The sequence below is a fragment of the Agrobacterium genomosp. 2 str. CFBP 5494 genome (genome assembly GCF_900013495.1).
Lineage (GTDB): Bacteria > Pseudomonadota > Alphaproteobacteria > Rhizobiales > Rhizobiaceae > Agrobacterium > Agrobacterium pusense.
Map to the genome: position 1 here is coordinate 466,498 of NZ_LT009718.1, position 23,853 is coordinate 490,350.

A 23,853-nucleotide genomic window follows, 5' to 3' on the forward strand; every position below is an offset into this window, starting at 1 on the left:
TCGTCCATGACGCAGGAGGAATATTATGAGTTATACGAATGCTGCTCCATCTTTTGGGCAGGCGCCAGAGGCGAACGGACACGGTGCCGGCCCCGTAAAGGTCGATCCGGATCGCATTACGATTGCAGTCATTCTTGCGAGAATGACGGAGTTTTTTGATTTTTTCATTTACGCCATCGCCTCCGCGCTCGTTTTTCCGCATGTCTTCTTCTCTTATGTGGATCCGCTGACGGCCACGCTTTATTCCTTCGCTGTCTTCTCTCTCGCTTTTATCGCAAGGCCGATCGGTTCTCTGATCTTCCTCCAGATCGACCGCAGGTTCGGCCGCGCCGTCAAGCTGATGGCCGCGCTCTTCACGCTCTGCGGTTCCACCATGGCGATCAGCTTCCTTCCATCCTATGCCGAGGCTGGCATGCTGGCCCCCTGCCTGCTGGCGGTTTTCCGTATCGGCCAGGGCCTTGGCCTCGGCGGCGCCTGGGATGGCCTTGTCTCGCTGCTCGCCATGAACGCTCCGCCGAGGCAGCGCGGTTGGTACGCCATGATGCCGCAAATCGGGGCGGCCATGGGTTTTGGCCTCGCCAGCGCCTTCTTCATCGTTTTCGTCACGCAGCTTTCCAGTGAAGAGTTTTTGGCCTGGGGTTGGCGTTTCCCCTTCTTCGTGGCGCTGGCGCTGAATGTGCTTGCGCTCTTTGCCCGCCTTCGCATGATCGTGACGCCGGAATTCCAGGCCATGCTGGAACAGCATGAACTGGAGCCGCGTCCCATGTTCAGAATGCTGCGGTCGCAGTTCCCGGTGGTTGTCACCGGCGCATTCGTGCCGCTGGCGAGCTTTGCGCTCTTCCATCTCGTCACCGTCTTCCCGCTGAGCTGGGTTTCTCTCAACACCAGCCAGCGCGTGTCGGATTTCCTCTTCGTGCAGTTCGTCAGCGCCATCATTGCCGGCGGCATGATTGTCGTTTCGGGCATTCTGGCGGATCGCATAGGGCGGCGGAAACTTCTGGCCATCGCGGCGGTCCTGATTGGTCTCTTCAGCCTTGTGGCCCCCGTTCTCCTCAGTTCCGGTGATATCGGCCGTTATCTTTTCGTGCTGATCGGCTTCTCGCTGCTGGGCCTGTCCTTCGGTCAGGCGGGTGGCGCGCTCGCCTCCCGCTTCAGCCGCGAGTACCGCTACACCGGCGCATCTTTGACCTCGGACATTTCCTGGCTGATCGGTGCCGGCTTCGCGCCGCTCGTGGCGCTCGGATTTTCGTCCAAATTCGGCCTTTTCGCGGTCGGCATCTACCTCATGTCGGGCGCCCTGTGTACGCTTATTGCCCTCTGGTTTAGCCGCACGCTCGAAATGCCGTCTGAGTGATCTGGGCAATTTAAAAAACTCCTGAAGCAGTCACGCCGCGGAATCCTGTCGGATTTCGCGGCGTTTTTGTTTTTTTATTGCGCCGGATCGATTTTAATCTTGACTTTCCTAATCATGAAATATTACGTAAGCAATACTGACGTAATTCGGCGTATTTTTGCGCTTGAAAATCGACCATCAGGGAACGCGATGCGAACGAACACGATCATTATTTGCGAAAATGCGGCGATTGCTGCCCAGCCGTTTGACGGCCGCAAAACGACCGTTCTCGCCATCAAACGCCGATAAGCAGAAGAAGAGGAGCAGCCAGGTCGCCTGCGGCTCCGCCCGCAGAGCGCCGGCTGACGCGCCGGATTCGGGAAAAAGGCGATGCCGCGCGAATTGCGCAATGAGAGGAGAGAGCCTTGAGCGTGACGGAGCAAAAATTCGGCCTTTACGATGCCGCTTTTGAAAAAAGCAGCTGTGGCGTTGGTTTCATCACCCGCAAGGACGGCGTGCAAACTCACGATGTGTTGAAGCGCGGCCACGAGGCGCTCTGCGCCGTCCCGCATCGCGGTGGCATGTCGGCAGAAGGTGTCGGCGATGGTGCCGGGGTGTCGCTGGATTTGTCGCTCTCCTTCTTTCGGAAACTGACTGGCGAACACGGTTTGCAGACCGGCCAGTTCGGCGTCGGCAATTTTTTCCTGCCGCAGAACTCCGCGTTCCATGATGAGGCGGTTGGCATTATCGGCAGCGCGCTGCAGGAGCAGGGATTTTCGGTCCTCACCGTCCGTGATGTACCGGTAAATGACGCGGCCATCCGTGCTGCCGCCATCCCTTACCAGTTGCCGATCCGCCAATGGGTTTTCTCTGCTCCGGCCGAATGCGCAACTCTGGCGGAATTCGACTGGCGTATCCACAAGGCACTGATTGCCATTGAGGCGCTTGCTTATACCGTGCCTGATCTCGCCGGCTTTTATCCGCTCTCGCTCAGCGCCCGCACGCAGGTCCTGAAGGGCCGCCTGAACTCCCATGAGGTGATGCCCTATTTCTGCGACCTGACGGATCCGCGCCATGAAGTGCATACGATGTATTTCCACACGCGGTTCTCCACCAATACCGATCCGCACCCATCCATGGCGCAGCCTTTCCGCCTGATGGCGCATAATGGCGAACTCAACACCGACAAGAAGAACCGCCTGTCGGAAGCGGCAGTCGCCCTGGCGAAGAATGCCAGCATCGTCAGGCCGAAAGGCCAGTCCGATAGCTGCCGTCTGGACCAGACCTTGCAGGCGCGGGTTATGGAGGACGGTCTTGACCTCGTTACCGCTGTGGTCTCGATGATGCCGCCAGCCTGGGAAAACGACGACACCCTGTCGCCGGACGTGAGGGCGATGCTGGAATATTTCTCTCTCTATGAGGAGAAAAATGACGGTCCGGCCGCGCTGATCTTCGGCGAAGGCACTATCGTTGGCGCGCGCCTCGATCGGCTTGGCCTGCGCCCGCTGCGCACCGTCGAGACGGACGAATATCTCTGCGTCATGTCGGAGGCCGGGCAGATCGCCTTTCCGGCGGAGAGCGTTATCCGGCGCGGCCGCATCGAGGCGGGCGGCATGCTTTATTACGACCACGCCGCGCGCCGCGCCTTTTCCACCGTCGAGGCGCTGGAGCTTCTCGCCGCGCGCCGCGACTATTCATCCCTGCTGCGCGAAGCCCGTGTCATGCTGGAGGATCTGCCGGAAGTGCCAGCGGAAAAGCAGGGCTCACCGCTGCGTTATAATGGTGATCTCGAACGTCACCAGCGTTACGTCGCCTATTCGCACAATCAGGAAAGTTTCAAATTCCTGATGGACCCGATGCTGGCTTCCGGTTCCGAAAAAATTTCGGCGATGGGATACGGCAATGCCATCAACGCGCTTTCCGATCAGGAAGGTGGGGTCGCCAAGTATTTTTCGCAGCGTTTCGCGCAGGTCACCAATCCGCCGCTAGACAGTATTCGCGAAGCTGATGGCATGACGCTACGGGTGGCCCTGGGTGCGAAGCCGAACAGCGGCGCTAAGAAGGCCCGCCAGATCGTCGTGCGCTCGCCAATCCTTAGCCACCTGGACATGCTGCGCATCCGCGAGCAAACCGAGACGCCGGTGTGCCGTTTCGAAATGCTCTATGCGCCCGTCTTCGATACAGGGGAGGCCAATGAAGCGGCATTGAGAGAGGCGATAGACGGACTGTGCGCCGCGGTCGCCGCTTTTGCCGCTGGCGAAGGTGGCATTGCCGTGATCACTGACCGGCATGTTTCCGCACGTCGTGCCGCTTTGCCGATGATCATGGTCGTTTCCGCCATCAATCAGCGGCTGATCGAGGAAGGCCTCAGGCTGCGTGTGTCCCTGATCGTCGAAAGTGGACAATTCTCCTCCTCCCATCACATTGCAGCCGGTCTCGGCTTTGGCGCTTCGGCGGTCTATCCGCTCGCCGTGCAGTTCCGCGCCGAGGAGAAATTCGGCAGCGAAGCCGACAAGGCCTTCAAGCGCTTCGCCAAGGCGGCGGAAAAGTCGCTGATGAAGACCATGGGCAAGGTGGGCCTGTGTACGGCGGAAAGCTATATCGGGGGCGAGTTCTTCGAGCCGAACTTCCTCGATACGGAAGATGACGTGCTGAAGCGTTATTTCCCCAATGTGAAAACGCCGGTCGGCGGCGTGAGCTTCGCCGTCATCGCCCAGGCCGTGGCGGACTGGCACCGCAAGGCGCTGTCTGTAAAGGGAGAAAGCGACATTCCGCTGCTCGGTCTTTTCAAGGAGCGTGCCGAAGGGGCCGGCCATTCCTATGGCACGACGGCCGTGCGCGGTTTCGTGGATATGACGGAGGAAAAGATCGGTTTCGACAAGGGGACCGAAAACGAAGAGGCGTTACGTCTCCTGCCGCTCAACCGCTTGGAAGATGCCTTCGGTCTCGACGACGCGGCCTATTATCACACCAGTTTTGACCGGTTGACCCCGGAGGCGATCGATGCCTTCGAGGTAACGACCGGCTACCGCGCATTTGCCCGTATGATGGCGGAAGAAAGAGCGCGTCGCCCCGCCGCCCTGCGCGATGTCCTGGAATTGCCAGCGGATGTGACGTTCGCCGGTTCGGCGGAAGAGTTTCGCCGTGAAATGGGTCGGTTTTCCCGCAAGGGCAATAACAGCTTCATGGTACGGGGCTTGCTCGGCGAAGGCGCAGAGGAAGGCGCCTTCCGGCTGCGATTGACCGGCCCGCACGGCCATGAGCTTGCCAGGCTCGCAGCACTTGGCCAATCGCTGATCGATCGCTTCGGCGAGGACATAGTCGGACATTGGCTTGAAGGGGGCGCTCTTCTGGTTCAGGCGAGGGGCGAGGCTTCCGATTACCTCTCGCTTGTTCGCACCGCGCCGGCGAGCATTTCGCTCGATGCCGTGCAAAAAGCCAGCGAGATCACCATGACCCTCGCCTCTGGTGCAATGAGCCATGGCGCGCTTGTCGCGGCCGCCCATGAGGCTGTGGCGCATGGCACCAACATGGTCGGCGGCATGTCAAATTCCGGTGAGGGCGGCGAGCATATCTCGCGATACGGCACCATTCGCGCCTCGCGCATCAAGCAGTTCGCATCGGGCCGCTTCGGTGTCTGGGCCGGTTATCTTGCCGATCCGATGCTGGAGGAGATCGAGATCAAGATCGGCCAGGGCGCAAAGCCTGGCGAAGGCGGGCAATTGCCGTCTCCAAAGGTCACGGTGGAAATCGCCGCCGCGCGTGGCGGTACGCCGGGCGTCGAGCTTGTCTCGCCGCCGCCGCATCATGATACCTATTCCATCGAGGATCTGGCGCAACTCATCCACGATGCCAAGGCAGCCCGTGTGCGGGTCATTGTCAAGCTGGTCTCGTCAGAAGGCATCGGCACAATCGCGGTCGGTGTCGCCAAGGCGGGAGCGGATGTCATCAACGTCGCCGGCAATACCGGGGGCACGGGGGCGGCGGCCGTCACCAGCCTCAAATATACTGGTCGTGCCGCGGAAATCGGCGTTGCCGAGGTGCATCAGGCGCTCTGCGCCACCGGCCTGCGCGCCAAGGTGCTGTTGCGCTGCTCCGGCGCGCACCAGACGGCGAGCGATGTCGTGAAATCGGCTCTTCTCGGCGGGGATAGTTTCGAATTCGGCACCACGGCGCTAATGATGCTGAAATGCGTCATGGCGAAGAACTGCAACATCAAATGCCCGGCCGGTCTCACCACCAATCAGGAGGCGTTTAACGGCGACCCGCGGGCGCTGGCGCAATATCTCATGAACATCGCCCATGAAACGCGCGAGATCCTGGCCGCACTCGGGCTGCGTTCGCTGCGGGAAGCGCGGGGCCGCTCAGATCTTCTTCACCTACTCGATCATCCCGCAAGCGTTGGCCAGCTTGACCTCCGGACAATGCTAACCGTGGTCGAGGAAGTGAAGATCGATAGCCCGGTCTATATGGAAAAGGACTTCGCGCTGGACGATGCCTTCATCGAACTCGTGCGCTCGGCACTGGTCGACGGTGGGCGCGAGAGCATCGAGCTTGGCGGCAACCGGTTCCTTAACAATTGCAACAAGAGCGTCGGCGGCCAGCTCGCCGTCGATATCGAACGTATGCTGAACCATGAGCTTTCCGACGAAGAGGCGGATGCGCTGCCGGCCGTCAGGCGGGACAGCCGTGGCCGTCGATTTCTGGAAGCGGGTTCCGTGCGCATCGATACGTCAGGTTCGGCTGGACAGTCCTTTGGCGCTTTCTGCAACGACGGCATGGTCATGGTCCATACCGGTACCTGCAATGACGGCGTCGGCAAAAGCGCCTGCGGTGGCACCATCGTCGTGCGTTCTCCCGGCGGCGGTTCGCAGGAGGCGGGCGGGAATGTGCTGGTCGGTAATTTCGCACTGTTCGGCGCAACCGGCGGCCGCACCTTTGTGGAAGGGCAGGCAGGCGACCGTTTTGCGGTGCGCAACTCCGGCGCGACCGCCGTTGTGGAGGGCGTGGGGGATTTTGCCTGCGAATACATGACCAACGGTGCGGTGCTTAACCTCGGCAGTTTTGGCAAGGGCTTCGGCAACGGCATGAGTGGCGGTTTCGTCTATCAATACGACCCCTATGGCGACCTGCCGAAGAAAGTCAGCCACGATTCGATCCTGCTTGGCTCCATCACGGGCGAGGACGAGCAGGCGGCGATCCATCGTCACGCCGTTCACCAGCTTCTGAACTGGCACGCGGTGGAGACTGGCTCAGCGAAGGCCGCATGGCTGCTGGAAAACTGGGAGAGCGAACAGCACAATTTCGTTTACGGCATGCCACGCGCGCTGCTGCTTTATCAGGACAGTGACGAAATTCTCAAGGCCAAACCGCGCAAGGAATTGCTGGAGGAACTGGCTTCCGCACTTGCTGCCCATCAGCTGCGGAAGTTCAAGCTGGCCTATCGAGATCGCAAGTCCGTATTGAACGGCACCGTGCCGGCCTATGGCGAAACGGATACGGAAGACATGTACGCACTGATCAACAATTACACTGTGTTGAGCATGGCGCAGGCCATCGCCTTGCAGCGATTGCCGATGGCATCGGGTCCTTCCGACGCCGCCATCGAAAAAGCGGTGCGCAATCTCATTCTTACGGAAGATTATGCTCTGATGCAGCGTCTGCTGAAATATGCGCGCGAGGCTCTTTCCGACCATAGCGACGGACAGCTTGCGGTGATGATCGCCGCCAAGCGACTTGATGACTACAAGCAGGCACTGGCGCGCCGCAACATCTGGTCGGTGGACAGTCCAGGCACCTATGGCTGGATCATTCAGCAGAGCCGCAAAAACATCGAGAAGATCGGTCGTCTGCCGGGCTTCGAAGAGCTTTTCGCGGCCCGCGCCATTCCTGACCTAACCGCCGCATCCAGCCAGAACAGGGCAGCATGATGAAGATACCCTACATTCCCGAAGACGCGCCCTTTAACGGCGACCAGCGCGCCTGGCTTGCGGGTTTTTTAGCCGGGCTCCACTCCCGCGCGGCCATTGGCCTGGAGGCATCTCTCGCCGCTGCCGCTCCCGAAACGGCGGCGAGCGTGCTGAACATCCTCTTCGGCACACAGACCGGCAATGCCGAGGCGCTGGCGATGGATATCGCCGCCGCCGCCCGCACGCAGGGCATGCAGCCGGAGGTGATGGCGCTTGACGACGTGTCCATGGAGCGCCTCGGTTCGATGAAACGGGTCATTGTCGTGACCTCGACCTATGGCGAGGGTGAAATGCCCGATAATGCGCAGCTATTCTGGGAAGCGCTTGCCGCTGATGGTGCGCCACGACTGGAGGCGATGAATTTCGCCGTGCTGGCGCTGGGTGATACGGGGTATGACGGATTTTGCCAGGCCGGCAAACTCATCGATACGCGCTTTGAGCAACTCGGCGGCAAACGTATGAAAACGCGGATTGATTGCGATATAGACTTCGAGGACGCTGCCGCCGCCTGGATCGATGAGACCCTGCCCATTGCACTTGCGCTCGATGGCGGCCAGGCGGCGACTGTCGTCATGCCTCGTCCGGCCCAACTCCCCAGGCGGGTGACACAGGAATGGAACCGGAAGAATCCCTATCTGGCGCGGCTAAGCGTCAATCACCGTCTTTCCGGTCCGGCTTCATCGAAGGAAATCAGACATTACGAATTCGATCTCGGGGAAAGCGGCCTCAGCTATGAGGCGGGTGATGCCCTTGGTGTCGTTCCCGTCAACTGCCCAAAACTGGCTGGTGCGTTGCTCGACCATTTCGGGGCGGAAGCCGATAGCGAAGTGGCCGGGCTGGATCGTTCGGTGGGAGACGCATTTCTCCGCATGTTCGAAATCTCGACGCCCTCGCGCGAACTGGTCGCCGAAATCGGCAAGCGCGCGGGTCATGACGAACTGGCGCATGTTCTTGCGAACGGCGATAGGGAGCAGCTGGCCGCCTTTCTCTGGAGCAAGGATATTCTCGACCTGCTCAATCTTGGCGACAGGCGTCTTTTCGATCTTGCTGAATTCGTGACTTTCCTGAAACCGCTGCAGCATCGGGCTTACTCCATCTCCTCCAGCCCCCTTGCCGCGGGAAACAGCGTGCATCTGACGATCGCCAGCGTGCGTTATCGCGCTCACGACCGCGAGCGCGGCGGCGTGTGCTCCACCTATCTGGCAGATCGGGTGGAGGCAGGGGCGACTGCCGGGGTTTTCGTTTCGCCCAACAAGGCGTTCCGTGTGCCGCAGAACGACGATGCGCCGGTTATCATGGTGGGTCCGGGCACGGGAATAGCGCCGTTCCGGGCCTTCCTGCAGGAACGGCTGGCGCGGGGCGCCACCGGCAGGAACTGGCTGTTTTTTGGTGACCAGCACCGGCAGTCGGACTTCATTTACGAGAGTGAGCTGGGTGAAATGAGCCGTGCGGGCGTGCTGACGCGTCTCGATCTCGCCTTTTCGCGCGATCAGGCGGAAAAGATCTACGTGCAGACGCGCATGCGGCAGAATGGCAAGGCGCTTTATCAGTGGCTCGAAGAGGGGGGCTATTTTTACGTCTGCGGTGACGCGACCCGCATGGCGAAGGACGTAGACGATGCCCTGCTCCGGATCATCATTGACGAGGCCGGCCTGTCGGCGGAAGCAGCAAGCGAATATGTCAGCCAGCTGAAGCGCGAGAAGCGCTATCTTCGCGATGTCTACTAGCCGTCAGTGCGAGGGGATCCGGATGCAACGGTGCATTCAGCAATTGCTGCAGACTGTCTCCGCATCGCGCTGCTTGAAGAAATAATCGCGGCCGATGGTGATCGACTTGACGCCCGAGGAGGAGATGTCGGTCATGAACATCAACAGTTCATGCGGGACAGAAAGTTCGACATGGATGAGGAAGCTGTCAGCAATCAGCAGGCGGGTCGGCACCACCACCGCAGAGCCGACCGCATAGGGCCGTTGGTTCTTCTCATCCCAGGACCAGGTGATTTTCGCCTGTTTCTGGGCATCGATCTTGATACCGCTGATCTTCAGTCGGAGACCCTTCGTGCTATAGGGCGCGAAGACTGCGGATGCTACATCCCCCATGCCTGCAAGATAGGTCTTGTCGACAGAACCCGTTTTCGAAATCAGGTCGTTGATCGTCGCGGCGGCGCTGCTTGCCCGCTTGTAGGTATTGTAGCCGATGGTGAGTTCGAAGGACGTCACATAAAGTGCGAGCAATATCGGGAAAATGATCGCGAATTCCACCGCGCCAACACCGCGGCGATCTCTTGCGAAGCGTGAAGCAAGCGCGATGAAACGCAGCCTGCCTTGCGTCACGGCGGCAATCAGACCTGCCATCAGGAGCCCCCGCTTGTCGTGTATTTTTCGTTCATGAAAGCGTCGGTCGCGACGATCAGGAAGTGAGAAGGCATCGATCCATCGGCCGGGCGAATTTTTGTAAGATAGGGGCGAATGATATCGGCGGTCACGCGCCAGCGATAATAGACACGCAGCATGTTGATCGTTTCCGGCCCACCCGGCTTGAAGCCGAATTGCGCCGTATCAAGATCGTAATATTCTCCGAAGGCCTTCAAAGGTATGGCGGTGGGGATATCCTTGAAAGTGGTGAAGGAGCGAAGATCGATATAGAGCTTCTGCTCCGTTTTGATCTCATCCGCAGAGCAGGTGATTATCACCGAGACTTCGTTGCAGAAGTTTTTTCGGAAATCTTCTTTCGAAATCGAACTGCTGATCTGCCCCGTCCTCAGCCGCCGGGCCATGTTTTCGGTGGCATTGACGACCACCTGCTCCGCGATCATGGCTATGAAGGTTTCGATAATGGCGAAAACAACCAGGAAATAAGGGATGGCGAGGATCGCGAATTCGATGGCTGCGGTCCCGTCGCGCGAAACTCCGAATTTTTCCAGCAATGGCTTCAGTTTGGCCAGTCGCATGAGGCAGTGTCGATCTCTAAGCATATGCGGCAAGCGCAACCGTTGAATTGTTGCGGACGATAATCAACCGATGTTTAAAATCAGTTACCTCGGTGATTTATACTTTAGTGATTTATGAAAATGACACAGACGCCAAATGAAAAAAGCCCGGCACGGGGCCGGGCTTTAATAAACCAGGGACGTGATTATTCCGCGTCCGCTTTCGACAGAACCTCGAGCGTGGGTGTCGAGGTGATATTATAGCCGCAGTCTACGTAATGGCACTCGCCAGTCACGCCGCGCGAGAGGTTGGACAGAAGGTAGAGCGCAGACCCGCCGATATCGTCGATATCCGCCGTCCGTCTCAGCGGCGCGTTCTTCTGGTTCCATGCGTAAATGGCGCGCGCGTCGGAGATGCCGGCACCCGCAAGCGTGCGGACGGGACCGGCCGAGATGGCGTTGACGCGAATGTCCCGCGGGCCGAAATCTGCAGCGAGATAACGCACGGAAGCCTCGAGCGCCGCCTTGGCAACGCCCATGACGTTATAGTTCGGAATGACGCGCTGCGAACCGTTATAAGTCAGTGTCAGCATGGAGCCGCCATTCGTCATCAGCTCGGCGGCGCGCTTGGCGATTTCCGTGAAGGAGAAACAGGAAATGACCATGGTGCGGCTGAAATTCTCGCGCGTCGTATCCGCGTAAAGGCCCTTCAGCTCGTTCTTGTCGGAGAAGCCGATGGCATGCACGACAAAATCCAGCGCGCCCCATTTTTCGCGAATCGTCTGAAACAGCGCGTCCACAGAAGCGATATCTTCGACATCGCAAGGCACGATGAAGTCGGAGCCAAGTTCCGCAGCGAGCGGTTTGACACGCTTACCGAGCGCTTCACCCTGATAGGTGAAGGCCAGTTCCGCGCCCTGTGCCGCAAGTGCCTTGGAGATACCCCAGGCGATGGAGTGATTGTTAGCGACGCCCATGATGAGGCCGCGTTTACCCTGCATGATGCCGTTCATGGGCAATTATCCGTTATGACGCTGGAAGACGAGCGTGGCGTTGGTACCGCCGAAGCCGAAGGAATTGGAGAGGATGGTGTCGATCTTGGCATTGTAGATGCGGCTGCGAACGATCGGAACGCCCGCAAATTCCGGATCGAGTTCGGAAATATGCGCGCTCTCGCCGATGAAACGTTCCTGCATCATCAAGAGGCCGTAGATCGATTCCTGTACACCGGCTGCGCCAAGCGAATGGCCAGTAAGAGATTTTGTCGACTGGATGTGCGGGATCTTGTCGCCGAAGACTTCGCGGATCGCGCCGATTTCCTTGCTGTCGCCAACCGGCGTCGAGGTGCCGTGGGTATTGATGTAGTCAATGTCGCCCTTGACGGTGGAAAGAGCCTGCCGCATGCAGCGGATTGCGCCTTCGCCTGAGGGGGCAACCATGTCGTAACCGTCAGAGGTCGCGCCATAACCGACGATTTCGGCATAGATTTTTGCGCCGCGCGCCTTCGCATGCTCCAGCTCTTCGAGAACCAGAACGCCGGCGCCGCCGGCGATGACGAAGCCGTCGCGGTTGACGTCATAGGCGCGCGAGGCGACGTCCGGGGTCTCGTTGAATTTGGACGACATGGCGCCCATGGCGTCGAAAAGGTTCGACATCGACCAGTCGAGGTCCTCGTGGCCGCCAGCGAACATCACGTCCTGCTTGCCCCACTGGATCATCTCGGCGGCGTTGCCGATGCAGTGCGCCGAGGTGGAGCAGGCCGAAGAGATGGAGTAGTTGACGCCGTGGATCTTGAACCAGGTCGCGAGCGTGGCCGAAGCGGTGGAGGACATCGCCTTCGGCACGGCAAACGGACCGATGCGCTTCGGGCTGTTGTTCTTCAGCGTAATATCGGCAGCTTCGACGATGGTGCGGGTGGAAGGACCGCCCGAGCCCATGATGATGCCGGTGCGCTCATTGCCGCTGATATCGCTCTCTTCCAGACCGGAATCGGCGATTGCCTGCTTCATGGCAACATGGTTCCACGCGCCGCCCTGCGACAGGAAGCGCATGGCGCGGCGGTCGACCAGATCGGTGGGGTCGAGAGAAGGCTTGCCCCAGACCTGGCACTTGAAACCGTGTTCGGCAAAATCCGGCGAAAAAGAAATGCCGGATTTGGCATTGCGCAGCGACGCGGTGACTTCAGCGGCATCACCGCCGATGGAAGAAACAATACCGAGGCCGGTGACAACAACTCGTCTCATGAAAGGGACCTTTTCTTAAGATTTCGGCTGGACAACCGAAGCCGCCCGGCGTTTGTCTGAACTATTCCGTCTGCCTCAGGCAGCCTTTTCCTTGGACAGGCCGACCCGCAGGTCTGTCGCCTGATAAATGGTTTCGCCGTCCGCCTTCAGCCAGCCGTCAGCGGTTCCAAGCACCAGACGGCCACGCATCACGCGCTTGAAATCAATACCATATTGAAGGAGCTTGGTGTGAGGGCGCACCATGCCCTTGAACTTCACTTCGCCGGTGGAAAGCGCCATGCCGCGGCCTTCTTCGCCCAGCCAGCCGAGGAAGAAGCCGGTCAGCTGCCACATGCCGTCAAGGCCGAGGCACCCCGGCATGATCGGGTTGCCCTGGAAATGGCAGGGAAAATACCAGTCATCGGGGCTGACATCATATTCGGCACGGATGAAACCCTTGTCGAACGCGCCACCGGTTTCTGAAATTTCGGTGATGCGGTGAACCATGAGCATGGGGGGCAATGGGAGCTGTGCATTTCCCGGGCCGAACAATTCGCCGCGACCGCAGGACAGAATCTCCTCGTAATTGTAACTTGATTGCCTCGTTGCCATACCGCTTTCACTTCCCCAATTACTGGTGTTGATCGACTTCACTAGAGCAAGTTAGGTTCAAAATGAAGCGCTGCAAGGGCAGAGGCGGTTCCGCCCCCCATTCTTTGTCTTCGAACCTTCTTTGCAGAAGTCATTACCTCAATATGCCGTCCGCATACAGGAACCATCCGGTCGGAACCAGAGGAAATTTGCAGGAATGGCCGGTTTGCGGCCATTTGCGACACTCGGCGGCGCTGAAACTATTGAAAGCATTCCCTGCAAAAGATATATGCTATTGCAATTGACGGGTGGCATACCTCAGTTTGGAATGGGATTGCATGGCATTTGACGCCACATTGGATATCGGAACGAGGCTGCGGCGCTCTGGGCTGAGGCCCACGCGCCAGCGCGTGGCTTTGGGCGATCTTCTCTTCGCAAAAGGTGACCGCCACCTCACCGTCGAGGAACTGCATGATGAGGCTGTGACAGCTGGCGTGCCCGTTTCTCTCGCCACGGTCTACAACACGCTGCATCAGTTCACCGAGGCCGGTCTCATCCGGGTTCTCGCCGTGGAAGGTGCCCGTACCTATTTTGACACCAACGTGTCGGATCACCATCACTTCTTCGTGGAAGGCGAGAACGAGGTTCTCGATATACCTGTCAACAATCTCCAGATCGGCAACCTGCCGGAAGCGCCTGAGGGCATGGAAATCGCCCATGTGGATGTGGTGATCCGCCTCCGCCGCAAGCGCGGCTGAAGTTCTCCGGTTCGACAATCGATGTGCAAATGGCGCCCGCGGGCGCCATTTCTGTTTTCAGCGTCGTTCCATGGGTCACTTCATGACATCTTCCGGACGTCTGCCGGGCTTGCCTTTGTAGGGCGGGAAAGTCCAGCCGAAGATCAGCGCGCCGGACCGGATCCCAAAGGCCATCAGCACGCCCGCTGCCGAAGCGGCATAAAGCGGCGCGCCGAAGAAATAGACGACAATGAAGGTGGAAGAGCCCAGAAGCGCGCAGGTGATGTAGATTTCCGGCCGCAAGAGCACGGAGGGCTCACCGGCGAGAATATCGCGCAAAACCCCACCAAATGTTGCCGTCAGAACGCCGGTGACAATGGCGACAGTGGCCGAACCGCTTGCTGCAAGGCCCTTGGCCGCTCCCATGACGCAATAGGCAGAAAGGCCGAGCGCATCGAGCCAGATCAATACCCGGTAACGGGATTCGAACAGATGTGCCGTGAAGAACAGCAGCACCGCCACCGAGACGCAGACGAGAATATAGGTGGGGTTGATGACCCAGAACACCGGCGTTCTGCCGAGCACGAGATCACGCACCGTGCCACCGCCGATACCGGTGGCCGCCGCAAAAAACAGGAAGCCGATCAGGTCGAGCTGCTTGCGCGAAGCGGCAAGCGCACCGGTTGCGGCAAAGACGGCCACGCCGGCATAGTCGAGAAAACCCAGAAGTGTCATGAAAAGGTTCCCCCCGGAACACGGGCGGCGAACACGTCAGTGTCGCGCAAGCACTAAACTCTAGGCTGGCCGCCCGGATGATCGCAACATCCATAACCCAAACGGATGCAAAGGAAAATGCCGTGCGAATCGCTCTCGTTGCCGCTCTTCAGGCGCTGGTTCTCTTGATTTTCCCGGTGGCGCTCTCGGCGCAGCAGCAGCTGGTGAGCGATCCGGAGATTTACGAGAAGGATCATTTCCGCAACGAGTGCAAGGTGGCAGCATTCGGCGACGATTTCGTCACACGGCTGGATATCAACAATGACGGGTTGATGGATGCCGTCGTCAATCACGGGGTTCTGGATTGCGACGGCGAAAAAGGCCGCGCTTGTGATGACGAGGGATGCCCCTATAATTTTTACGTGCAGGTGAAGGAGGGCGGCTACCTGATGATCGCGACGGCCCGCATCTACGGTTATGACTTCATCAAGCGGTTCGGCAACATGGTCTTCGTGCTGAAGATGCATCCGCGTTATTGCGAGCGTACTGATAAGGAGCCCTGCCTGATGACAGTGCGGGTGCGCGGGACAAAATTCGTCACGATCTCGCGAAAGTGAGCGCAACGGTTGCTACGGCGTAATCCGCCGGATTTTCACCCTCTGATTATAGCGCTGTCGGAGTGAGCGCGGAATGATGAGTGTGGCGATGGCGACAACGAAGACAGCGACCGCCACGACCCAGAGAGCATCCGACTGCATCTTGGCCCCGAGAACGGCACCGCATATCGCACCGCTCAGCATGCCCAGCCACGGCACGATCTGGATGCCCCAATCAAAGCTCCGGTCACCGAGAAGAAAGCGGCCGATGCCTCGGCCGAAACGGGAAAGGGCACCCGTCACATAGGTTAGGCCGATCGGCAGTCCCTCGATATGCTCGACGGCCGCGTTGACCATGCCCATGGCGAAGACCACGAGGTAAAATTGCACGAGGCCCGAGCTCTCGCCACGAAGCAGTGCCGCAATGGCCACAAGCGATCCGACCGACATGAGGACTGCAAATATACGCCGCTCGAACTTGTGCGCCACCACGATCCCGCCTGCGTTGCCCGCCACAAAGGCAATGATCGCGACAAGGAGTTTCACGGCGTGGGAATAGATGCCGGCTTCCGCTGAAACCGCGGCGCGCGTGGTATTGCCGGTCATGAAGGATACGAAGTCGCCGGAAATATGCAGTCCAACCGCATCCGTCATGCCCGCGATGAAGGAAATGGCGGCAACCAGCGCTATACCCGTGCCGGTCCTTCTGGCCTTGATGATATTACGACGTCTCTGTCTGGTCATGGAGAGCTCGATACGGGAAATCGTTGGGCCTGCTCGCCGGCCGCGTTCTCTATGTCTAGAATGGCTGGCCGTGCATTTGCAATCATTCCAGGGATGTGCGTGCGCTTTCTGTTTTGTCTAGACAAATACAAAATGCCTGCCTACGATGCCTCAAATAAAGCGAAAAACAATGTCGCACAAAAATAAATCAAAAAGGGGTTCCGATCATGAAAAAAACCTGGGTTTTCGCCGCTCTGGCGGCACTTTTCTCATCCGCTTCCGCCTATGCCGAAACGTCCGTGACGATAGGCATGTCGGGCTGGACGGGTTTTGCACCACTGACGCTTGCAAAACAGGCCGGCATTTTCGAAAAGAACGGCCTGAAGGTCGAGATCAAGAAAATCCCGCAGGCCAGCCGCCATCTCGCTCTCGCTTCCGGCGACATCCAGTGCGCCGCCACCACGGTGGAAACCTGGATCGCCTGGAACGCCAATGGCGTGAAATCCACCCAGATTTTCCAGATGGACAAATCGCACGGTGCCGATGGCATCGCGGTGCGCAGCGATGTCGCAAAGGTCGCGGACCTCAAGGGCAAGACGGTGGCCGCGTCCGCACCGGGCACCTCTCCTTATTTCTTCCTCGCCTGGATCCTCAAGGAAAACGGCCTGACACTGAAGGATGTGAAGGTCGTCAACCTTGAGCCGGGGCCGGCCGCGCAGGCTTTCGTCGCCGGACAGAACGATGCAGCCATGACCTATGAACCCTATCTCTCTACCGTGCGCGCCGCTCCCGACAAGGGTAAGATTCTTGCCACGACACTGGATTATCCCGCGGTTATGGACACGTTTGGCTGCACGCCAGACTTCCTGAAGGCCAATCCGCAGGCAGCCAAGGCTCTGGCGGACAGCTATTTCCAGGCACTTGATCTTATCAAGGCCGATCCCGAAAAATCCTATGCGACGATGGGCGCGGATGTGAAACAGTCCGGCGAGGCCTTTGCCGCTTCGGCAAAATTCCTCGAATGGCAGGACAAGGCCGCCAACCAGAAATTCTTCGAGGGCGAGTTCAAGACTTTTTCCGAAAAATCGGCTGACCTGCTGCTCGAAATCGGCGTGATCAAGTCGAAGCCCGATCTTTCGACCCTCGCGGACACGTCCTTCATCAAGTGACGGAAACAGCCAGCTGCATTTCCCTCTCCGGATATTGCAGCCAGTAAGAAGCGCGACAGTGTTCCCGCGTCTTGAGTGCGGGAACATGTTGATGGCGTGGCGAAGTGCCGCGCCGGTTCGGGACAGGCGACAGAATGCAACCACTTCAACCCATAAAGAACAGCACGAGGATAGCGCTCGGCATCCTGTTCTTCGTGCTTTTTTTCTCTGCCTGGGGCTTTGCCACGCTGGGCGGTTTCGTGTCGCCGACCTTTCTGGCCGACCCCGTTACCATGCTGAAGGATGGTATCTATCTGCTGACGGATCAGGGTTTTGCCAGCGATATCGGCATGACGATCTGGCGTGTCGTGGGCGGTTTCGTGCTGGCCTCCATAGTCGCCGTCCCTCTCGGTATCGCCATGGGGGCTTATAAGCCCATCGAGGCGCTGCTTGAGCCTTTTGTCTCCTTCGCGCGTTACCTTCCGGCTTCCGCCTTTGTGCCGCTGCTCATTCTCTGGGCCGGCATCGGCGAGATGCAGAAGCTGCTGGTGATCTTCATCGGCGCCGTCTTCCAGATCATCCTGATGGTGGCTGTGGCCGTCGCCGGCACGCGGCGGGATCTGGTGGAGGCCGCCTATACGCTGGGCGCGAGGGATCGGGGCGTGGTGCGTCGAGTCCTAATTCCCGCCAACGCACCTGACATTGCCGAAATCCTCCGTCTCGTCCTCGGCTGGGCCTGGACCTATGTCATCGTCGCGGAACTGATAGGCGCCTCCTCCGGTATCGGCTACATGATCATCAATAGCCAGGCGCTGATGGCGACCGGCCAGATCATCTTTGGCATCATCGTCATAGGTGTTATCGGCCTTATCTCTGATTTCGCGTTCAAATCGCTGAACCGGAAGCTATTTGCCTGGAGGCTTGCGTGATGAGCGAACTCGTTATCAAGGGCGTCAGCCGCACCTTTCCAGGCGTACATGGCGGGCAGCCGACGCTGGCCCTGCAGCCCACCAATCTGGAAATTCCGCGCAATGATTTCGTTACCATCCTCGGTCCTTCGGGATGCGGAAAATCGACCCTGCTGCGCATCATCGCCGGGCTTGACCGTCCGACAACGGGCGAGGTGCTGTTGTCAGGCAGGGCGGTGACTGGCCCGGGGGCGGACCGCGGCATGGTGTTCCAGTCCTACACGCTGTTCCCTTGGCTGACGATCCGTGAAAACGTCGCTTTCGGCCTGCGCGAACGCGGCGTTGCCGAGAAGGAAAAATGGGAGATCGTTGACAGCTATGTCGACAAGGTCGGCCTGCGTGGTTTCGAAAACCATTGGCCGAAACAACTCTCCGGCGGCATGCAGCAGAGAACGGCCATTGCCCGCGCCCTGGCAAATGGCCCGAAAATCCTGCTGCTCGACGAGCCTTTCGGCGCTCTCGACAATCAGACCCGCGGGCTGATGCAGGAATTGTTGCTCGGCATATGGGAGCGTGAGCAAAAGACGGTCATTTTCGTCACGCACGATATTGAGGAGGCGGTTTTCATGGCATCGCGCGTGGTGACCATGTCTGCGAGGCCGGGCCGTATCAAATCGATCACGCCTGTCGACCTGCCGCATCCGCGCCACTACACCGTCAAGGCCAGCCCGGAATTTTCCGAACTGCGTGCAAGGCTGACGGAAGAAATCCGCAGCGAAGCGATCGCCGCCGCCGCTCACGGATAGCAGGGTATGGAACGGGGAGGATAGAAGCATCGGGATGAGGGGCACAGGCGCCGATCTTCAGGAAAAGTCACTGCACGAGCGAATCCGCAACGATGTGGAGCGCCACATCATGTCAGGCGAATGGCCGCCGGGATATCGTATCCCATTCGAACACGAAATGACGCGCCAATATGCCTGTTCGCGCATGACGGTGAACAAGGCTTTGGGAGAACTGGTGCAGCGGGGTCTTATCGAAAGACGCCGGCGTCTCGGTAGTTTCGTCCGTCAGCCCCACGCGCAATCGGCCGTGCTGGAAATCCACGATATCGAACGAGAGGTGCTGGCACTCGGGCTGGTTTACAGGTATCGCCTCGACAAGCGGCGTCTGCGGCCTGCGGGTAAAGACGATGGAGCGGCTATGGCGCTTGCGGCCGATGCGCCCGTGCTGGAACTCACCTGCACGCATTTTGCCGGCGGCGTCCCATTTTGTCTGGAAGAGCGCCTCATCAATGTCACTGCTGTTCCGGAGGCCGAGTTTGCCGATTTTTCGCAGATCGGCCCCGGAACGTGGCTGCTGAAGATGGTGCCCTGGAGCGCTGCTGAACATCGCATCAGCGCCGTATCGGCCGACCGCAAAAATGCCGCCGCGCTGGGTATCGGATCGGGAGCCGCCTGTCTGGTCATCGATCGCCGGACCTGGCACGGAACGGATTACATCACCCGCGTGTCGGTCACCTATCCCGGTGACCGACACGCGCTCGTTGCGCAGTTTTCGCCTTCGCAGAGCAGCTGAAGACGGTAGATCGGTCAATTTTTTGTAAAGAAGAGTTTACGGGTCGTCTTTTGGCAATATAATAGTTGTCAAAAGAACTCAGGTTTATTATCGGAACGTCAAGCTTTTACGACGGCATCCGTTATGACCCCGGTTTCAAACCGGTCAATCTGCGGGTGGGTTCATCGACGGAAATCCGGGATAAAAAACATGTCAGTTGCGACCACCACTTCTTCCGCGTCTCTCAACAAGGCAAGCAGGACACGGCGCATTCCCCTTGCCACGACGGTTACCTTACTGGTTGGATTGAGTGCCGGTGCGGTTTTCGCTCAGACGGCATCCGAACCCCAGATTCAGTCCGCACCGCAAGCGGAAACGGTCCAGCCGGCACAGCCGTCCCCACAGACCCCGGCGGCGCCGGACGCTCCAGTCGTTCAGCCGAACCAGCCTTCCATGCCCGCACAGGAACAGCCGGCAGCCGTGGCGCCTGCACAACCTCAAAACAATGAAGCCGCGCCTGCACAGCCCGCACAATCTTCAGTCGCTCCCGCCCTGACACCCGAAGGTGCCGCGCCGACCAACGAGGTTTCAACCCCGGTAGAGCCCGTCGGCGCCGACCCGGCAAGTGCCGAACATCGCGCGGATATCCCACACAACCTGTCCCCCTGGGGCATGTTCATGGCGGCGGACTGGGTCGTGAAGGGTGTCATGATCGGTCTGGCCTTCGCCTCGCTGGTGACCTGGACGGTGTGGGTTGCAAAGTCGGTTGAACTTGCAGGTGCGCGTGTTCGGGCCGGCGCAACGCTGAAGGTCATTCGCAAGGCGAAAACTCTTAACGAGGCTACCGAGGCTGTCGAGAAGAAGGGCGGACCTGCGGCGCTCATGCTGCGCATGGCAACTCATGAAATGCAGCTTTCCGATGCTGTGGTCGAACATACCGATGGCGGCGGTATCAAGGAACGTGTCTCCTCGGCGCTGTCGCGTATCGAAACCCACGCCGGTCGCCGCATGTCACGCGGGACGGGCGTTCTGGCAACGATCGGTTCCACCGCCCCCTTTGTCGGCCTGTTCGGCACCGTCTGGGGCATCATGAACTCCTTCATCAGCATTTCGGAATCGCAGACCACCAATCTCGCCGTCGTCGCGCCCGGCATTGCCGAAGCGCTTCTGGCCACCGCCATCGGCCTCGTTGCCGCCATTCCCGCAGTGGTGATCTATAACGTCTTCGCGCGCTCGATCACCGGATACCGCCATCTGCTGGCGGATGCCGCAGCCGGCGTGGAGCGCCTCGTCAGCCGCGACCTCGATTTTCGCCGCATTCCGCCGGGCAGCACCAGCAAACCCGCAGTATCGCTGGTTGGACGGTGATCGGACATGGCTGGAGGAATTCGCGAAAACAGCGGTGACGATCTCTCCGAAAACCATGAGATCAATGTCACGCCCTTCATCGATGTGATGCTGGTTCTGCTCATCATCTTCATGGTGGCCGCGCCACTCGCCACCGTCGATGTGAATGTCGATCTTCCCGCATCCACCGCAAAACCCGCGGAGCGACCGGAGGAGCCGCTGTATCTTACGGTCAAAGACGATCTCTCGCTTAATCTGGGCAATGATGCGGTGGCCCGTGAAGCCTTGGCGGCCGCCATCGACCGCCAGACGGGTGGCAAGAAGGATACCCGCATCTTCCTGCGTGCAGACAAGGCGGTTGATTACGGCCACTTCATGGAAATCATGAACCTGCTGAGAGATGCCGGTTATCTGAAGATCGCCCTTGTGGGGCTGGAAAATGCCGCTGCCGTATCGCAGCCTCCGGCTGCTGGCCAGCCCGCCCCGTCGGCGGTGCAGGAAGCGACGCCATGAGTGAAAACGGCTATCCACAGGCCCGACATTCCCGCCTTTGGGAGGTGACGCTGTGGTCCGCCGCGGCGTTGCTGATGCTCAGCGTCCATGCCGGGTTCGCTTATTATCTGATGCAGGAGCCGGACGAGCTCGAGGCCGGCGGGCCGCCCCCCGCCGCCATCATGATCGAAATGGCGGCGATACCGGAAGCCGTCCAAACTGAAGAAACGACGCAGGCGCAGGATGTCGAGGACGCCGAGGAAGTGAAGAGCGACAGCAGCGAACCGGTTGAGGAAGCTGCTCCTGAAGAGACCCCGCCACCACTTGAACCGGTTGCCGAAACGCCGCCGCCTGAGCCGGTGCAGCCGCCTGAGCCACCGGTCGAGGAGATCGTCGAACCGCAGGAAATTCCCGAGCCGGTTGAGCCTGTCGATCCCGTTCAGGAGCAGATGATGGCGGAACTTGAAAATGTCGAGGTCCCCTTGCCCGTCATGCGGCCTCCGCCTCCGCCCGTCGAAAAGAAGGTGGAAAAGAAAGAGCCTGAAGAGAAAAAGAAGGTCGAGCGCCAGCGCCCCAAACCGCAGCAGGCCTCGGAACTGCGTGAAACTGCGAAGGTGGAAGCCCAGCAATCCGACCGCACGGCCGCATCGCGCAGCAATGCCGGCTTCTTTTCTTCGTCATCCGCCTCCCCGGCAAAATGGGGATCGAAAGTCCGCTCGCATATTCAGCGGCGCAAACCACGTTCACTCCGCAGCGATGCGATGACTGCGACGGTGCGGTTCCGCGTCAATGATGCCGGTGCCATCAGCGGTGTCAGCGTTGTTCAGTCCACCGGCGATTCGTTCGTGGATCAGCAAATCGCCGCCTGGATTCAGAGCGCGTCGCCCGTGCCCGCCCCGCCGCCGGAAGCAAACAGGACGATCACGCTGCCGATCAGCATCCGCTAGCAGCTCCCCTGGCGGGACCGATTTTTTCCGACCTGTGCCGTGGTGTGGCCGCAATGATATTTCGCGAATGTTTTCGATGGTGTAGGTCTTGACGACATCACAAGCAGAGGCATTCCGGAATGAAGTTCTCAATCGCAGAGGCGGAGGATCTCGTATCCTCTATCTTTGAGCGCAACGGCGTTCTACCGCAAAACGCCCGCTCGGTGGCAAAGGCGCTCGTCGCCTCCGAGGCCGCCGGGCAGGGTGGTCATGGTTTTCGCCGTATACCCGTTTACGTGCGTCAGGCCCGTGTAGGCAAGGTCGATGGCAAGGCGCGTCCGGTGGCCACACGGGTGAAGCCCGGCGTCCTCTCGGTCGACGCCAATCATGGTTATGCCTATCCGGCGATCGATCTCGCGCTTGAGGAATTGCCTGAAATGGCGCGCCAGCAGGGGATCGCGCTCGCCGCCATCCACCGTTCCCATCACGCCGGCGTCATGGCGCTGACCGTCGAACGTATTGCCGAAACGGGTCTCGTGGCGCTGATGTTCGCCAATGCGCCTGCGTCCATGGCGCCATGGGGCGGCAGCAAGCCGCTTTATGGTACGAACCCGATTGCCTTTGCCACGCCCGTTGGCGGCGCCGATCCACTCGTCATCGATCTGGCTCTCTCCAAGGTCGCACGCGGAAAAATCATGGCGGCGCGCCAGAAGGGGGAGACGATCCCGGGCGACTGGGCGCTTGACAGAAATGGCCGACCGACCACCGATCCGGAGGAGGCCATAGAAGGAACCATGGTTCCTGCGGGCGAAGCCAAGGGCGCAGCGCTAGCGCTGATGGTGGAAATCATGGCCGCTGCAATTACCGGCGGAAACTTCGCCTTCGAGGCCTCCTCCCTTCTGGACGACAAGGGTGCGCCCCCCTCGCTCGGACACACCATTATCGCAATAGACCCTGTATCATCAGGCGGCTCTGCCTTTACCGAAAGGCTGGCTCTCATCGCCCAGGAGATAGAAAAACAGGAAAATGTCCGCCTGCCCGGTCGCCGCAGCCAAGGTATCCGCAAACAGGCGTTGGAAAGCGGTATCGTGATCGAAAGCGATATTCTTGGCGAAATTCAATCGCTTTGACCGGACATTAAAAACCCGGCGGGTCGACCGTGACCCGCCGGGTAAACCGTAAATGGCTGCGTTTATCTGCGTCGATGGGACCGGACATCATGTCCAGCCGCCATTTGGTCCGCCGATCCAGCCATTCATATGGAAGGATTTTGACGCAGAAAGCCGCTCATTCGGTTTTCAGCTTCCGGAAAGGACTTTGCCGCGGAAGCTTGAGTTGAGCAGGTGGCGATTATGCCTCCTGTTCGATCAGGCCGCGCAGCAGGGCAATACTGACGGTATTCAGCAGATTGGTCGCACCCAGCCTGTGGCGCACCTTTTCCAGAGTATCCTTGACGTCCGCTTCGTCGGCGCCGACTATCACGGCGACGTGCGAGGGATGTTTGCCCCGCGCGACCAGCCCCAGATATTGCCGCTCACGCTCCGAGAGGACGACTTCATGCGTCTGGCGATATTCATGCGGCGAATTTGAAGACATTTCTTTCAGCCTCAAAAAAGATTGGCCTTCCCCGGCAGGAGCAGGCAGTGTTCATTCTCCGACAC

General features: G+C 59.4%; 21 protein-coding genes. 13 read left to right on the forward strand and 8 right to left on the reverse strand.

Annotation, left to right across the window (positions count from 1 at the left end):
* The first annotated feature begins 25 nt into the window (after positions 1-25).
* The 3 genes from AGR2A_RS02115 (at position 26) to AGR2A_RS02125 (ending at position 9,029) form a co-directional block, all read left to right on the forward strand.
* Positions 26-1,354 carry an MFS transporter gene (locus tag AGR2A_RS02115; RefSeq protein WP_072493800.1) on the forward strand — a complete coding sequence of 443 codons (1,329 nt, stop codon included), beginning with the start codon at positions 26-28 and terminating at the stop codon, positions 1,352-1,354.
* 404 nt (positions 1,355-1,758) lie between these two features.
* Entirely contained in the window at positions 1,759-7,263 is a 5,505-nt protein-coding gene (locus AGR2A_RS02120; RefSeq protein WP_072493801.1) for a glutamate synthase-related protein, read from the forward strand.
* Positions 7,260-9,029: a diflavin oxidoreductase gene (locus AGR2A_RS02125; protein ID WP_072493802.1), complete on the forward strand. Its 1,770-nt coding sequence runs from the start codon at positions 7,260-7,262 to the stop codon at positions 9,027-9,029. Before AGR2A_RS02120 ends, AGR2A_RS02125 begins: the two co-directional genes overlap by 4 nt.
* A gap of 36 nt (positions 9,030-9,065) precedes the next feature.
* Here AGR2A_RS02125 and AGR2A_RS02130 read toward each other — a convergent pair whose 3' ends face one another.
* From AGR2A_RS02130 to fabA, 5 genes are all read right to left on the reverse strand, one after another.
* Entirely contained in the window at positions 9,066-9,659 is a 594-nt protein-coding gene (locus AGR2A_RS02130) for a TadE/TadG family type IV pilus assembly protein (protein ID WP_037089524.1), read from the reverse strand.
* Positions 9,656-10,252, reverse strand: coding sequence for a TadE/TadG family type IV pilus assembly protein (locus AGR2A_RS02135; protein ID WP_072493803.1), 597 nt, complete (start codon positions 10,250-10,252; stop codon positions 9,656-9,658). Before AGR2A_RS02135 ends, AGR2A_RS02130 begins: the two co-directional genes overlap by 4 nt.
* Positions 10,253-10,437: 185 nt before the next feature.
* Entirely contained in the window at positions 10,438-11,244 is an 807-nt protein-coding gene (gene fabI / locus AGR2A_RS02140) for an enoyl-ACP reductase FabI (protein WP_022555382.1), read from the reverse strand.
* A 6-nt stretch (positions 11,245-11,250) separates the two neighbouring features.
* Positions 11,251-12,474: a beta-ketoacyl-ACP synthase I gene (gene fabB, locus AGR2A_RS02145; protein WP_072493804.1), complete on the reverse strand. Its 1,224-nt coding sequence runs from the start codon at positions 12,472-12,474 to the stop codon at positions 11,251-11,253.
* Positions 12,475-12,549: 75 nt separating this feature from the next.
* Positions 12,550-13,065, reverse strand: coding sequence for a 3-hydroxyacyl-[acyl-carrier-protein] dehydratase FabA (gene fabA / locus AGR2A_RS02150; protein WP_003507274.1), 516 nt, complete (start codon positions 13,063-13,065; stop codon positions 12,550-12,552).
* A gap of 317 nt (positions 13,066-13,382) precedes the next feature.
* Here fabA and irrA point away from each other — a divergent pair, with 317 nt between their 5' ends.
* Positions 13,383-13,802 (forward strand): iron response transcriptional regulator IrrA, encoded by a 420-nt coding sequence (gene irrA, locus AGR2A_RS02160; protein WP_003493135.1) that lies wholly within the window; start codon positions 13,383-13,385, stop codon positions 13,800-13,802.
* A gap of 75 nt (positions 13,803-13,877) precedes the next feature.
* Here the strand turns inward: irrA and AGR2A_RS02165 are convergent, their stop codons facing one another.
* A complete protein-coding gene (locus tag AGR2A_RS02165) occupies positions 13,878-14,516 on the reverse strand; it encodes a trimeric intracellular cation channel family protein (RefSeq protein ID WP_004439220.1) in 639 nt (212 codons plus the stop codon).
* Between the two features lie 77 nt (positions 14,517-14,593).
* Between AGR2A_RS02165 and AGR2A_RS02170 the strand changes: the two genes are divergently transcribed.
* Complete coding sequence (locus AGR2A_RS02170; protein WP_072493806.1) at positions 14,594-15,112, forward strand: hypothetical protein; 519 nt, start codon at positions 14,594-14,596, stop codon at positions 15,110-15,112.
* A 12-nt stretch (positions 15,113-15,124) separates the two neighbouring features.
* On the opposite strand, the gene AGR2A_RS02175 is transcribed toward AGR2A_RS02170, so the two are convergent.
* On the reverse strand, positions 15,125-15,835 hold the full coding sequence (locus tag AGR2A_RS02175; protein ID WP_072493807.1) for a YoaK family protein: 711 nt from the start codon (positions 15,833-15,835) through the stop codon (positions 15,125-15,127).
* A gap of 206 nt (positions 15,836-16,041) precedes the next feature.
* On the opposite strand from AGR2A_RS02175, the gene AGR2A_RS02180 reads away from it, so the two are divergent.
* The 8 genes from AGR2A_RS02180 to AGR2A_RS02215 all read left to right on the forward strand — a co-directional run bounded on the left by AGR2A_RS02180 (position 16,042) and on the right by AGR2A_RS02215 (position 23,322).
* Positions 16,042-16,983 (forward strand): ABC transporter substrate-binding protein, encoded by a 942-nt coding sequence (locus AGR2A_RS02180; protein WP_072493808.1) that lies wholly within the window; start codon positions 16,042-16,044, stop codon positions 16,981-16,983.
* 134 nt (positions 16,984-17,117) lie between these two features.
* Entirely contained in the window at positions 17,118-17,891 is a 774-nt protein-coding gene (locus tag AGR2A_RS02185) for an ABC transporter permease (RefSeq protein ID WP_004439228.1), read from the forward strand.
* Positions 17,891-18,676, forward strand: a complete 786-nt coding sequence (locus AGR2A_RS02190; RefSeq protein ID WP_072493809.1) for an ABC transporter ATP-binding protein — start codon at positions 17,891-17,893, stop codon at positions 18,674-18,676. The genes AGR2A_RS02185 and AGR2A_RS02190 overlap by 1 nt, the downstream gene beginning before the upstream one ends.
* Before the next feature lie 34 nt (positions 18,677-18,710).
* Positions 18,711-19,448: a histidine utilization repressor gene (hutC, locus tag AGR2A_RS02195; protein ID WP_072493810.1), complete on the forward strand. Its 738-nt coding sequence runs from the start codon at positions 18,711-18,713 to the stop codon at positions 19,446-19,448.
* Positions 19,449-19,637: 189 nt separating this feature from the next.
* On the forward strand, positions 19,638-20,795 hold the full coding sequence (gene exbB / locus AGR2A_RS02200; protein WP_072493811.1) for a tonB-system energizer ExbB: 1,158 nt from the start codon (positions 19,638-19,640) through the stop codon (positions 20,793-20,795).
* A 6-nt stretch (positions 20,796-20,801) separates the two neighbouring features.
* Positions 20,802-21,287 carry a TonB system transport protein ExbD gene (exbD, locus tag AGR2A_RS02205; protein ID WP_006699793.1) on the forward strand — a complete coding sequence of 162 codons (486 nt, stop codon included), beginning with the start codon at positions 20,802-20,804 and terminating at the stop codon, positions 21,285-21,287.
* The gene (locus tag AGR2A_RS02210; RefSeq protein ID WP_072493812.1) at positions 21,284-22,213 is read left to right on the forward strand and encodes a TonB family protein; all 930 of its coding nucleotides are present in this window, start codon (positions 21,284-21,286) and stop codon (positions 22,211-22,213) included. The genes exbD and AGR2A_RS02210 overlap by 4 nt, the downstream gene beginning before the upstream one ends.
* Before the next feature lie 119 nt (positions 22,214-22,332).
* Positions 22,333-23,322 (forward strand): Ldh family oxidoreductase, encoded by a 990-nt coding sequence (locus AGR2A_RS02215; RefSeq protein WP_022555390.1) that lies wholly within the window; start codon positions 22,333-22,335, stop codon positions 23,320-23,322.
* A 220-nt stretch (positions 23,323-23,542) separates the two neighbouring features.
* Here AGR2A_RS02215 and AGR2A_RS02220 read toward each other — a convergent pair whose 3' ends face one another.
* Entirely contained in the window at positions 23,543-23,788 is a 246-nt protein-coding gene (locus AGR2A_RS02220; protein WP_022555391.1) for a LuxR C-terminal-related transcriptional regulator, read from the reverse strand.
* Positions 23,789-23,853 lie beyond the last annotated feature (65 nt).